The 12,799-nt window shown below is 46.3% G+C and carries 11 protein-coding genes; 2 read left to right on the forward strand and 9 right to left on the reverse strand.

Features of this window, described 5'->3' with window-relative positions; genetic code table 11:
* Window positions 1-366 precede the first annotated feature (366 nt).
* From ACI39P_RS05660 to ACI39P_RS05700, 9 genes are all read right to left on the reverse strand, one after another.
* Complete coding sequence (locus ACI39P_RS05660; RefSeq protein WP_439719710.1) at window positions 367-1,158, reverse strand: electron transfer flavoprotein subunit beta; 792 nt, start codon at window positions 1,156-1,158, stop codon at window positions 367-369.
* 30 nt (window positions 1,159-1,188) lie between these two features.
* Window positions 1,189-2,331 carry an acyl-CoA dehydrogenase gene (locus tag ACI39P_RS05665; RefSeq protein ID WP_439719711.1) on the reverse strand — a complete coding sequence of 381 codons (1,143 nt, stop codon included), beginning with the start codon at window positions 2,329-2,331 and terminating at the stop codon, window positions 1,189-1,191.
* Window positions 2,332-2,574: 243 nt separating this feature from the next.
* On the reverse strand, window positions 2,575-3,666 hold the full coding sequence (locus tag ACI39P_RS05670; RefSeq protein WP_439719712.1) for an iron-containing alcohol dehydrogenase family protein: 1,092 nt from the start codon (window positions 3,664-3,666) through the stop codon (window positions 2,575-2,577).
* A gap of 475 nt (window positions 3,667-4,141) precedes the next feature.
* A complete protein-coding gene (thpR, locus tag ACI39P_RS05675) occupies window positions 4,142-4,690 on the reverse strand; it encodes an RNA 2',3'-cyclic phosphodiesterase (RefSeq protein WP_439719713.1) in 549 nt (182 codons plus the stop codon).
* 78 nt (window positions 4,691-4,768) lie between these two features.
* Window positions 4,769-6,748 carry a transketolase gene (tkt, locus tag ACI39P_RS05680; RefSeq protein WP_439719714.1) on the reverse strand — a complete coding sequence of 660 codons (1,980 nt, stop codon included), beginning with the start codon at window positions 6,746-6,748 and terminating at the stop codon, window positions 4,769-4,771.
* A gap of 46 nt (window positions 6,749-6,794) precedes the next feature.
* On the reverse strand, window positions 6,795-7,442 hold the full coding sequence (gene fsa / locus ACI39P_RS05685; protein ID WP_016406926.1) for a fructose-6-phosphate aldolase: 648 nt from the start codon (window positions 7,440-7,442) through the stop codon (window positions 6,795-6,797).
* Between the two features lie 174 nt (window positions 7,443-7,616).
* On the reverse strand, window positions 7,617-8,591 hold the full coding sequence (locus tag ACI39P_RS05690) for a hypothetical protein (RefSeq protein ID WP_439719715.1): 975 nt from the start codon (window positions 8,589-8,591) through the stop codon (window positions 7,617-7,619).
* A gap of 18 nt (window positions 8,592-8,609) precedes the next feature.
* A complete protein-coding gene (gene thrC / locus ACI39P_RS05695; protein ID WP_439719716.1) occupies window positions 8,610-10,073 on the reverse strand; it encodes a threonine synthase in 1,464 nt (487 codons plus the stop codon).
* 216 nt (window positions 10,074-10,289) lie between these two features.
* Window positions 10,290-11,627: an RsmF rRNA methyltransferase first C-terminal domain-containing protein gene (locus tag ACI39P_RS05700; protein WP_439719717.1), complete on the reverse strand. Its 1,338-nt coding sequence runs from the start codon at window positions 11,625-11,627 to the stop codon at window positions 10,290-10,292.
* Between the two features lie 218 nt (window positions 11,628-11,845).
* Here ACI39P_RS05700 and ACI39P_RS05705 point away from each other — a divergent pair, with 218 nt between their 5' ends.
* Together ACI39P_RS05705 and ACI39P_RS05710 are read left to right on the forward strand one after the other, a co-directional pair.
* Window positions 11,846-12,475 carry a flavin reductase gene (locus tag ACI39P_RS05705; protein WP_439719718.1) on the forward strand — a complete coding sequence of 210 codons (630 nt, stop codon included), beginning with the start codon at window positions 11,846-11,848 and terminating at the stop codon, window positions 12,473-12,475.
* Window positions 12,476-12,495: 20 nt separating this feature from the next.
* Window positions 12,496-12,729 carry a hypothetical protein gene (locus ACI39P_RS05710; protein ID WP_439719719.1) on the forward strand — a complete coding sequence of 78 codons (234 nt, stop codon included), beginning with the start codon at window positions 12,496-12,498 and terminating at the stop codon, window positions 12,727-12,729.
* Window positions 12,730-12,799 lie beyond the last annotated feature (70 nt).

Here is a 12,799-nt window from a genome sequence, read left to right on the forward strand (position 1 = left end):
TTGTAGCTTCACCAACAAGTTCCAGACCTACGTTCTGAACCTTGCCGTATCTCTGCTCCATTACTACAAAAATACCTTTGCTCATTGGTATTGCCTCCTTATTATTTCTCGGGAGCCAGCTCCCAAACCCACGCTGGGGAACTGTTCAAGCATCTTTCCTGCGGAAAGACGGCTTCGCCGCCGCCTTATTCTTGGCGGTGCTCACATCCCCAGATCCCCATATCTGCAAAGCATACGCTTTGCAAAGAATAGGGCTTCTATTTTCAATCTAAATTTCTTTCCCGCACAAAACGCAGTTTTGTACAAATCGGGTCAAGGGGCTGAGCCCCTTGCGGGTTCTAAGGGCAGAGCCCTTAGGACTTATCGTTAGATAATGAATTTTTCTTCCAGTTTCTTCACGATTACATCTACAGCTTCTTCAGGTGTCAGATCTGTCATCTTTGTACCTGCGCCTTTCACTTCTTTTGTGAAGGATTTGAATACATTTGTAGGAGAACCTTTCAGACCGATCATATCCAGTTCCAGGTCATCCTTCAGATCTTCAAAGCCAAGAATCTTAACTTCTTTTTTGTAAGCGTCAAAAATACCGCCGATAGACATATATCTGGGTTCTGCCAGTTCAGCGATTGCTGTCAGCAGGCAGGGTGTTTTTACTTTTACGATGTGGTAGCCATCTTCAAACTGTCTTTTTACCACTACATAATCTTCTGCCGCATCAACGATTTCTTCTACATAAGAAACCTGAGGCAGATGCAGTTTTTCAGCGATCTGAGGGCCAACCTGCGCTGTGTCACCGTCGATTGCCTGACGGCCTGTGATAATCAGGTCGTAACCAATCTGCTTCAGTGCTGCTGCAATAATACCGGATGTTGCATATGTATCGGAACCACCAAATTCTCTGCCGGAAACCAGATAAGCTTCATCACAGCCCATAGCCAGAGCTTCTCTCAGGGCAACATCTGCCTGAGGAGGGCCCATGGAAACGACAGTGACTGTGCCGCCCAGTTTTTCTTTCAGCTGCAGCGCTGCTTCGATACCTGTTTTGTCATCGTGGTTGATGATGGAAGGTACGCCGTCACGGATCAGTGTGCCTGTTTTGGGGTCAATCTTTACTTCAACAGTATCAGGTACCTGTTTGATACAAACCAAAATTTTCATAGAGTTTTTCCTCCTGCTTCTTTCTCTCGATTATTTCAATTTCATCCAGCTAGAGATAACCATCTTCTGAACTTCAGATGTACCTTCGTAGATTTCAGTGATTTTTGCGTCACGCATCATTCTTTCTACGGGATAGTCTCTTGTGTAGCCATAACCGCCAAAGAGCTGTACACATCTTCTTGTAATATCACTTGCCATGGAGCCGCCGAAGTATTTGCACATTGCGGACAGATGGCTGTAAGGTCTGCCTGCATCCTTTTCACATGCTGCTTTATAAACCAACAGTCTTGCGGCTTCTGCCTTTGTTGCCATATCTGCTAGTTCGAACTGTGTATTCTGGAACTGACCGATCTTCTTGCCGAACTGTTTTCTTTCCATTACATATTTTACACATTCATCGATAGCGCCCTGCATGATACCGATTGCCTGAGAAGCGATACCGATACGGCCGCCGTCCAATGTCTGCATTGCAATCTTGAAGCCCTGGCCTTCTTTACCGATCAGGTTTTCCTTGGGGATTCTGCAGTTTTCAAAGATCAGATCGCAGGTTGCAGAACCGCGGATACCCATTTTTCTTTCTTTTTTACCAATAGAGAAGCCGGGTGTGCCTTTTTCAACAATGAAAGCAGAGATGCCTTTGTTGCCTTTGGATTTATCTGTCATAGCGATAACTACATAGATATCAGCATAGCCAGCGTTTGTGATAAATACTTTTGTACCGTTCAGAACGTATTCATCACCATCCAGAACAGCTGTTGTCTGCTGCATGGAGGAGTCTGTACCTGCACTGGGTTCTGTCAGACCGAAAGCACCGATCTTTTCGCCCTTTGCCAGGGGTACCAGATATTTCTGTTTCTGCTCTTCTGTACCGAAGTAGTAGATAGGACCTGCACACAGAGATGTATGCGCGGAAACGATAACTGCTGTAGTTGCACATACTTTCCCCAGTTCTTCGATAGCCATAGCGTATGTCAGATAGTCACCGCCTGCGCCGCCGTATTCCTTAGGGAAGGGAATACCCATAAAGCCATATCTAGCCAGCTTAGGAATACTTTCCACGGGGAATCTTTCTTCTTCGTCCAGTTCTTCTGCCAGAGGTTTGATTTCTGTTTCAGCGAATTTCTTGTACATTTCTCTCAGCAGTACCTGCTCCTTAGAATATCCGAATTCCATAAATTTGTTTCCTCCTTTAAAACGTTTGCTTGTGTCATAGACTATTGTCTCTTTCTATGTCCGAAACGGATTTTACCGTTTCATTCTTTTCTGAATGAAAACCCCGAATCTCTCGGCCTTCCCATACCCTTTTAGTATAAAGTACTTTTCTGCCTTTTTCCAGTATGTATCCTAAAAAAAACGTCAAATTTTCAAAAAGTCGAACTACCATCAAATTGACAGAAAATCCTTTGAAAATCTTCCTTAAACAGACATTTTTTTGTTATATTCTTCCAACTCCAGAATCGCATCTTTGATCATTGCAGGTGTGATTTCGTAAGGAACTACGTCCATATCGTATCTCTTTACTGCCAATTCCAGAACGGGATCCAGTTCTTCTACAGTGATTTCGATATCAGCCAGTTTGGTAGGCAGTTCCATCCCTTTATAGAATGCAAAGAATCTTTCCAGTTTCTCATACTGTTTATCCAGTACCAGCAGAACCAGTGTACCATAGGCAACGACTTCACCGTGTTTATGTCTTGCTTCAATCTGATGCAGTGTTGTGCTTGCGTTGAAGAAAGCATGTGCCAGAGATGTGTTGTATTTTGCAGAGTCAACCATATTGGAAACCATACCTGTGTTGATGAAGATATCCAGGGCAACTTCTTCAATCGCTTTGGAAGCGCGGTTGTTTCTGCAGTCTTCCATAGCCTGAATACCATATTTCAGCAGAGGTTCTGTACAGCAGCCGGATAATGCTACACCAGCCTGTTCCTCCAGAGTCAGTTCATCTTCTCTGCCTCTTGCGGAAAATTTTACTTCTGTTTCTTTGCTCATACCATCGCCGATACCAGCCCACAGGAACGATGCAGGCGCTTCTGCGATAACCTTTGTAGAAATAAAGATATGTACGGGAGGTCTGTCCACACGGAAAAATGTACGGAATTCATGGGTTGGATAATAGTAGATACCCAGCGCGGAATTGCATGCACATGTGGAAGCGATGGTGGGGAATGTAAAGTAAGGTTTATTCAGATTGTGCGCAACCAATTTACCAGTATCAATGGCTTTCCCACCGCCCAGACAGAAAACCATATCTGCATTTTTCACGCTTTCATTCTGCTGAAGTTCTTCCGCAGCCTCAAAGGAAGCTTCACCCGGAAATAAGATATATTCTACTTTTACAATACCGTCTTTTGTTGCCTCATCCAAATATTTTTTTGTTGCATTGATAGAAATTTCATCACTGATGACAACTGCTTTTGTGCCATATGGAGAGCAGACTTTGTCGATATCCATGTAAGCATTTTCGCCTGCAGAGTAACCGGGGAAAAATACAGTAGTGTTTGCCATTTTAAACTCCTCCTTAAAAATATCCTCTAAAAATATCTCCTTGCTTCCTTCTTGATACCTGTCAGAAACAGGTTCTCCTTCGTAAATCCCCCAAAATAGTATCCTTTGTCTATATGCTCAGTATATGAAAGGTTTTTCCTTTTTTCAACCGAAATTGTTAAAAAAAATACGATTTGGAGCAATGAACAACAAACCTTCATTTTTTATCCTTTTTCGCGATAAAATTTGTTTATTTTCGACATCTATTTCGTTTTAAGAAACATTTCTTTCTTATTAGTATACTTGTTTCGTTAAAATAAACTTTTTTCGTGATTTAGACATAAAAAAGGCGAAATCTTTTCAGATTACGCCAATCGCCAGCTTCCTGCGGGAATCGTATAAAATTTTATTTATAATGGATTTCTCAGATAAAATTGGAAATAAAACATAAGTTTGTGAAAAAACTGTTGTTTTTATAGAAAACAGCTTTGGAAAATCATTTTCCGATCAATTTCTGACGGAACAGAGGCACATAAACCAACTTTGGCCCTTTCCTGACGCTTTCCATCAGAGAAATGCTTCTAACAGAAACCTGCATAGGCTCTACCTTTATCCCCTTTTGCACATCCAGAAAGCTGCGCTGGGGTTCCACCTCTCTGCCCAATGTGATATGAGGGCTCAGCCCCTTTCGTTCCCGGGCAAAGCCTTGCTGCTCCAGAGATTTTTCCAAGGTGCTGAACAATCTCTGCAAAGGGCTGCTTTTTTCCAGACCAGCCCAAAGGATGCCTTTCTTTCCTCTGGGAAAAAATCCGATTCTATCCAGTGTCAAGGTAAAAGGGCGGTTGCGGCGGGCTGTTTCATAAATAGCCTCCTGTAAGTATTCCAAATCCGCCTCTTCCACTTCCCCCAGAAAATGCAGTGTCAGATGGAAATTTTCCTTGGGCGTGAAATTCCCGCGGCGGCAAAGCTTCTGCGTTTCTGTCTGTATGCTTTCCAGATGATTTTTGACTTCTTCTTCCAGTTCAATGGCAATGAATGTACGCAAATTTTCTCCTCCTTTCGCGCAAATTTATGAAAAGAAAGCCCCTGATGCTGCCACCAGGAGCTTTTCTTGTTGTTCAGATTATTTTACCAGAGCTAATGCTTTTTCCACTACGTTTTCTACTGTGAAACCGAAGTCTTTGAACAGCAGACCTGCAGGAGCAGATGCACCGAAGCCATCCATGCAGATGACATCGCCGTCCATACCAACATATTTATACCAGCCGAAATCGGAAGCTGCTTCCACAGCCAGTCTTGCACGAACTGCCTTGGGCATTACGCTTTCTTTGTAGGCTGCATCCTGTGCTTCAAACAGTTCCCAGCAAGGCATACTGATGACACGAGCCTTTACGCCTTTTGCTGCCAGTTCATCGGCTGCTTTGTAGATCAGTTCTACTTCAGAGCCGGAAGCCATCAGCAGTACATCGGGTGTCCCTTCACAATCCTTCAGCACATAAGCCCCCTTCAGAGCTGCTTTTCCTGTGCCTTCCAGGGCAGGCAAATTCTGTCTGGAAAGGATCAATGCGGTAGGAGTTGTTTTGCTTGTCAGAGCTGTATACCAAGCTGCTGCGGTTTCTCTGGTATCGCAGGGGCGGAATACATTATAGTTGGGCAAGCTGCGCAGCATTGCCAGATGTTCGATGGGCTGATGGGTAGGGCCATCTTCACCAACACCGATGCTGTCGTGGGTCAGGATACTGATAACAGGCAGACCCATCAGAGCTTCCATTCTCAGACCTGCTTTCATGTAGTCAGCAAATACGAAGAAACCAGCGATATAAGGTCTTACGCCGCCGTGTACCGCCATACCGTTTGCCATAGCTGTCATAGCAAATTCACGGATACCGAAATGTACGTTGGAGCCGGCAGGGTTTTCCTTGCTGTAATATTCTCTTTCTTTCATCAGGGATTTATTGGAAGGCGCCAAGTCTGCAGAGCCGCCGAACAGGTTAGGCACTACCTTTGCTACCTTCTGCAATACCTTTTCAGATGTAGCACGAGTTGCGATATCGCCTTCATCCTTCCAGAATTCTTCATCATTTAAGAGATCTGCAGCCAGTTCATCGCTGTGCCATTCTGCATATTCCTTTGCCAGTTCGGGGTATTTTTCGCTGTAGGCCTGGAACATTTCGTTCCAATCTGCTTCTGCCTTTGCGCCTGCTGCGTTGATTGCAGCAATATGGGCTTTCACTTCTTCAGGAACATAGAAGGCTTCTTCGTAGGGCCAGCCCAGGTTTTCCTTTGCCAGCTTGATTTCTTCCTCACCCAGAGGTTCACCATGGGCAGATGCTTTGCCCTGCTTGTTGGGCGCGCCATAGCCGATCTTTGTTTCAATCTTGATGATAGAAGGCTTCTTTGTCTTTTTCGCCGTTTCGATGGCTGCTGCGATGGTATCCACATCGTTGCCGTCTGCAACTTCCTGTGTATCCCAGCCGTATGCTTCAAAGCGTTTCAGCACATCTTCAGAGAAGGCTGTTGCTGTGTCGCCTTCGATGGTGATATGATTGCTGTCATACAGTACGATCAGCTTAGACAGACCCATGGTACCGGCCAGAGAAGCCGCTTCGGAAGCAACGCCTTCCTGCAGGCAGCCATCGCCGCACAGAGCATAGGTATAGTGGTCTACCACCTTGAATTCGGGTGTATTGAATTTTGCTGCCAGATGGCTTTCTGCCAGCGCCATACCAACGGCATTGGCGATCCCCTGCCCCAGAGGGCCTGTGGTCACTTCAACGCCTTTTGTATGTTTGTATTCGGGGTGGCCGGGTGTCAGGGAATTTCTCTGACGGAAGTTTTTCAGATCTTCGATGGTCAGACCATAGCCGAATACATGCAGCAGGGAATACAACAGGGCAGAACCATGACCTGCGGAGAGGATGAATCTGTCTCTATTATCCCAGTTGGGGTTTGCAGGGTTTGCTTTCATTTCCTTTGCCCAAAGAGTGTAAGCAGCGGGAGCAGCACCCAGAGGCAGGCCGGGGTGGCCGCTCTTTGCTTTCTGGATGGCTTCAGCGGAAAGGAAACGAAGGGTATTGATTGTCAGGTTATCAATATTGTTCATTTGGTTTTTCCTCCAAAAGTTCAGTTTTCAAATCAGCTTGTTTTTATTACTTCTTGGGTACGGATTCCCAGTCTTTCAGGAATCTTTCGATACCGATATCTGTCAGAGGGTGTTTTGCCATCTGGATCAAAACATTGTAGGGGATGGTTGCGATATGGCAGCCTGCTCTTGCAGCATCGATGACATGCAGAGGGTTGCGGATGGATGCAGCGATGATTTCTGTTTCAATGCCATGGATATCGAAGATATCAACGATTTCTTCGATCAGTGTCATACCAACGGAACCGATATCATCTACTCTGCCCAGGAAGGGGCTAACGTATGTAGCGCCTGCTCTTGCAGCCATCAATGCCTGTGTAGCGGAGAAGATCAGTGTTACATTTGTCTTTACGCCTTCCGCCGCCAGAATCTTTACTGCTTTCAGGCCTTCCAGTGTCATGGGAATCTTGATAACAATATTTTTGTGGATCTTTACCAGTTCTCTTGCTTCTTTTACCATGCCTTCATGATCCAGGCTGATTACTTCCGCACTGATAGGGCCATCTACGATGGTTGTGATTTCCTTTACAACTTCAACGAAATCTCTGCCTTCCTTTGCGATCAGGGAAGGGTTTGTGGTAACGCCGCAGATCACGCCCAGGTCATTTGCTTCTCTGATGTGATCCACATTGGCTGTGTCGATGAACATTTTCATGATACTCTATCTCCTTTTCTTCTGTTATATTTTACAGTGTCAGTTCCCTTCGGCAGCACCGCCGAATGCACATAATATGCTGATTTTATTTTACGCTATGGAACGGACAAAATCAATATTTTCACGCAAAAAAGGCGGAAACTTTGTCCGCCTTCTTTCTCATCCTATTCTGTTTTATTCGATGGTCAGCCGCCCGCCGCCGCTCAAATCTGTTGCCGGCTCCTGCCCGATATATTCGTTCTCCTCCGTCAAGTAGCCGGTTTCCACCTCATAGCTGTATTTCAGTCCATTGTTATCCTCTGCTTTGAAGAGGAATTGAATTTCCTGCCCTTCGCCCAGCTGGATTTTATTTTCCTCTGTAACGGAAGCCTGATAGCAATGGGTAAATTCATCTTCCATAACGATTTCCGCAGGGATGGTTTTCACCTTTTTGCCGTCAATATAGACCTCGACTTTTTCATTTTTCAGAGAAAAAGCTTTCTTTTGCTCAATCATCCAATCGGGCTTCTGGATATCCACAAGAATATCCCCATCAAAGGTGACATATTTCTGATTTGCCAGCCACGAAATAGAGCCGCCCCAATTTCCGTTGAAATAGGGCAAAACCTGTCCTTCGATAGTCATAATGCCCATGTTCTGAATGGCTTCTGTATCACCCTTCTGCACACTTACCGTTGCCTTTGCTTCCCCGCAGAAGGGCACCTTCGCCTCTGCCGTAAAGGCTCTGTCTTTGCCTGCCATTGCAGGCACCTCCATTGCTTCTGCCCCATCGCAGGAGAGGAAGAATTTCACGGTCATGCCGTCCTGATATTCTTTAGGTGTTGCCATCATGCGGATGGTGGCTGTTTTCCCCTTCATGTCTACATCTACGATTTCCATATCGCTTTCCCGCAGGGGGTTATCCGCCTCCAACAGAGCATTTTCGATACTGTTGGGGATATTGTCGATGCGATTTCCAAGACCGTCCAACCGATTGGTATAGCCATTTCTTAACTGACTGGCTTCCAGTTGGATCCGTTCCCTTGTGAGCATTCCCTGCAGGAAAATCACCGCCAGCAAAATCAAAAAGCAAATATAAAATTCTCTGCGGGACACATAATTTTTTTCTTTCTGTTCCTCTTGACCTTCTTCCCTTTTCCAGTCCTCCATAAGTATCCCCCTTTATCCTTACAAAAGCCAGTTTTTCACAACATCCTTGATCTCTGTTTTTTCGCAGACATTTTTATGCAGGATAGGTCTGTGTTCCAGCCCCTGAATGGGGGCTGGTACAGGCACGCCGCTGGCCTTTTCCAGATCTGCCTGCAGAGCGAAAGCATCGCCCTCGGCATATTTTGCATCCAGTGCCGTCATAACGTCCTTTGTGAATTTATAGGGGCTGGCAGTGGAAACGATGACCGTAGGGGTCTTATCGCCACTTTCCGCTTTATATTTCTGATAGGCCGCATAGGCGACAGCCGTATGGGTATCCATCACATAGCCTGTTTCTTCGTAAAAATTTCTGATGGCGGCAAAGGTTTCTGATTCTGTGGCATATTCGCCGCTGATCTTCTTTTCTGTGATTTCCGCAGTATAGACGCCTTCCTTGCTCAGCTGTTCCATTTCCGCCTTTGTGGCATCCTGTCCGCCCATGTGGGCCAGCAGACGTTCCAGATTGCTGGAAATCAGGATATCCATGGAAGGGGACACCGTTACATGGAACGCTCTGTTTCTGTCGTATTTGCCTGTGCGGAAGAAATCATAGAGAACTTTGTTATCGTTGGAGGCACATACGAAATGGCCTACGGGCAGACCCATCTGCATGGCATACCAGCCCGCCAGAATGTCGCCAAAGTTCCCGGTGGGTACGGTAAAGTTCAGTTCCTCCCCTGCTTTGATCTCGCCCATGCGCACCGCGTTCAGATATGCCCAGAAATAGTATACGATCTGAGGCACCAGTCTGCCGATATTGATGGAGTTTGCAGAGGAAAACTGGAACCCCTTTTCCTCCAATTCCTTCTCCAGTGCTTTATCTGTAAAAATGCTCTTCACTGCGGACTGGGCATCGTCAAAGTTGCCTTTAATGCCCACAACGCAGGTGTTGGCACCTTCTTGGGTATTCATCTGCAGTTTCTGCACAGGGCTGACCCCATCCTCCGGGAAGAATACCATAATGCGGGTGCCTTCCACATTGGCAAAGCCCTCCAGTGCCGCCTTGCCTGTGTCACCGCTGGTGGCTGTCAAAATCACGATTTCCTTGTCCAGACCATTCTTTTTCGCCGCCGTTTTCATCAGATAGGGCAGAATGGAGAGAGCCATATCCTTGAAGGCCAAGGTTCTGCCGTGGAACAATTCCAAAAACAGAGCATCCCCCTTTTTCACCACGGGAACGATTTCCGCCGTATCGAATTTTTCATCATAAGCCCCTTCGATGCAGGCTTTCAGTTCTTCTTCTGTAAAATCCAGGAATTTGCACAAAACCTCATAAGCCAGTTCCTGATAATTCAGCTTGCCCAGTTCTTCCAGAGATTTTTCCATCTTGGGAATTTCCTCGGGGATATACAGACCGCCGTCAGGGCAGATGCCCCGCAAAATCGCTTCCGATGCCGTTGCTTTGATGTTTTTATCCCTTGTGCCGATATATGTCAATGCCATTTCCTTCACTCCTTCTTTTTCTTCGAGGGACGCTGTCCCTCGAGCACCCTGCAAGGGAATCCGTTCCCTTGACCCTCATTCGCAAAAGCATTCGCTTTTGCAGCGTCGGAGACAAATAAATATAAAACGTCCTTATTGTATACGATAGTTCTATTTTACAGATGATACAAAATTTGTCAACGATAATCGCACAAATGTCTATGTATTAAATACGCTTCATTCCCACTTCCAGCTGACTGCATATTTATTTTTCAGCCTGCCCTTCTGCAACTTCGCCCAACCCAAGGGGAAGCCATCCACGCAGACCAATGTCCAGCCATCCTTTCCTTCTCCTTCCACCGTTTCCCCTTTCAGGTAGCGGATGACACGGTCATCCTCCAGCGGAAAATCCACCACGTTTTTCACTTCTTCCTTCCGCAGCCCCATGGCAAAGGCCTGAGCAGGCTCGAAGCGGTCTTTTTTCAAGGTTCCCAGCATCCAGCCCGTACGGAGAACCCGGAGCTTTTCCAATTTGGGCGTCCCTTCCGGCAAAAGATACAGCCCATCGCCGAAAATCTGATAGATGCCCTTGGGCATTTCCTGCAAGACATCCTTAGCAAATTCCCGAAAAGGCTCCATCTGTTTTATCCATTTGCCTTCTTCCGCCGGAATCATCTTTCCTCCTTCACTCTCTTTTTTTTGCAGCAGAGCCAGAAAATGCCCCTCCCCCTTCAGCTTATGGGGATACAGCCGAGCGCAGGCTTCATAGGGCGGAAGCCCGGAAGCGAAGCCATGCTTTTTTTCCATAGGAACCAGTTCAAATTCCGGGTGATGTTCCAGAAAATCCCCGATGCTCTTTTCATTCTCTTCGGGAGAAAAGGTACAGGTGGAATACAAAAGCATCCCGCCCGCCTTCAGCATAGGTGCACAAGCCTCTAAAATCTTGGCCTGTTCTGTGCGGCAGAATGCCAGCATTTCCCCATCCCAGCTTTTTACCATATCCGGCTCCTTGCGGAACATCCCCTCGCCGCTGCAGGGGGCATCCACCAATATCTTATCAAAGAAAGCAGGCAATCTTTCCGCCAGATGTTCCGGCGTTTCGCTCATGACGATGGCGTTGCGGATGCCCGCCAGTTCTACGTTTTTCAGCAAAGTCTTAGCTCTGCCTGCACTGATGTCGTTGGCAACCAACAGCCCCGTCCCCTGCAGCCTTGCGCCAAGCTGGGTAGTTTTCCCGCCCGGGGCAGCGCAAAGGTCAAGGACGAAATCTCCTTTCTGGATGGGCAGGGTCGTCGCCGGGCTCATGGCACTGGGCTCCTGCAGATAATACAGCCCTGCATGATAATAGGGATGCTTAGCAGGGCGTTCCTCCCCTTCATAATAAAACCCCTCGGGGCACCATGCCACAGGGCTCAGGCGGAATACACCTGTTTCCTGCAATTGCTCCGGGCTGATCTTCAGCGTATTTGCCCGCAGGCCGTAAAATCTTCCTTCGTCGAAGGACGCCAGATACTCCTCATATTCTTCCCCCAAAAGGGCTTTCATTTTTTCCGTATATTCCAAAGGCAGGTTCATCGTTTTCCTCCCGTTTCCTGTCAAATTCCTGTTAAAATTTGTCGTTTTCTTTTCATCATACCGAAGGGAGACAAAATTGACAAGCCCCTCCCTTTTCCGTTTTTCAGATTGAACAAAAATCCTCTTCCCTTTTCTGACACTTTTTTATCTTTACAAAGACACACAACTCATATAAGATGAATTACAGAAAAAATTCCATCCCCGAAAGGAGAGAAATTATGGGAAAAGATATCTGGAAACCGGGAACTGTCATCTACCCCGTCCCCGCCGTTATGGTTTCCTGCGGCACCATAGAGGAAAAAAACATCATCACCGTAGCATGGACAGGAACCATCAACAGTGACCCTGCCATGACATACGTTTCCATTCGCCCCAGCCGCCATTCTCATCAGATCATCAAGGAAACGGGCGAATTTGTCATCAACCTGGTAACAGAAAAACTGGCCTATGCCTGCGATTACTGCGGTGTAAAAAGCGGGCGGGATATTGATAAATTTGCGGAAATGAAACTGACTGCCAAAAAGGGAGAAAGGGTAGATGCACCTATCATCTATGAAAGCCCTGTGAATATCGAATGCAAAGTGAAGCAGATCATCCCCCTGGGGACCCATGATATGTTTCTGGCAGAGGTGGTTTCTGTGCAGGTCAGCGATGAATATCTGGATGAAACAGGCAAATTCCATTTCGACAAGGCAAAACCCATCTGCTATTCCCACGGTGCCTATTACGGGCTGGGCAAAAAGCTTGGCACTTTCGGCTATTCCGTGAAGAAAAAAGAGGATAAAAAAGGGGGAAAAGCAGCAAGGAAGCCTGCTTCTCCCAAAAGAAAGCCAAAGAAGAAAAAATAACGCAAGGAGGATCATTCATTATGCTGCAAATTTCTGAAGTCAATCTTATCTCTGTAGACAAAAGCGAAGAAAGCTGGGCCATCGAAGGCGAAGTGATTTTCGAAGACGATCTGTCCAGTGGTTTTGCAGCCAGCTATCTGGCAGAAGAAGACGAATGGGAAGAACTCTCTCTGGAACTGGAAATGGAAGAAGGGTTCAGCATGAGCATGTTGAAAGATATGATTCTTTCTGCAATCGATGAATATGAAGAATAAAAAAGAGTCCTTTCCGACAATGTCATTAAGTTAAGATGACGAATCAGGATCTCAGTATTAGAAATAATGC

It is taken from the genome of Anaerotignum sp., assembly GCF_051877975.1.
Classification (GTDB): domain Bacteria; phylum Bacillota; class Clostridia; order Lachnospirales; family Anaerotignaceae; genus Anaerotignum_A.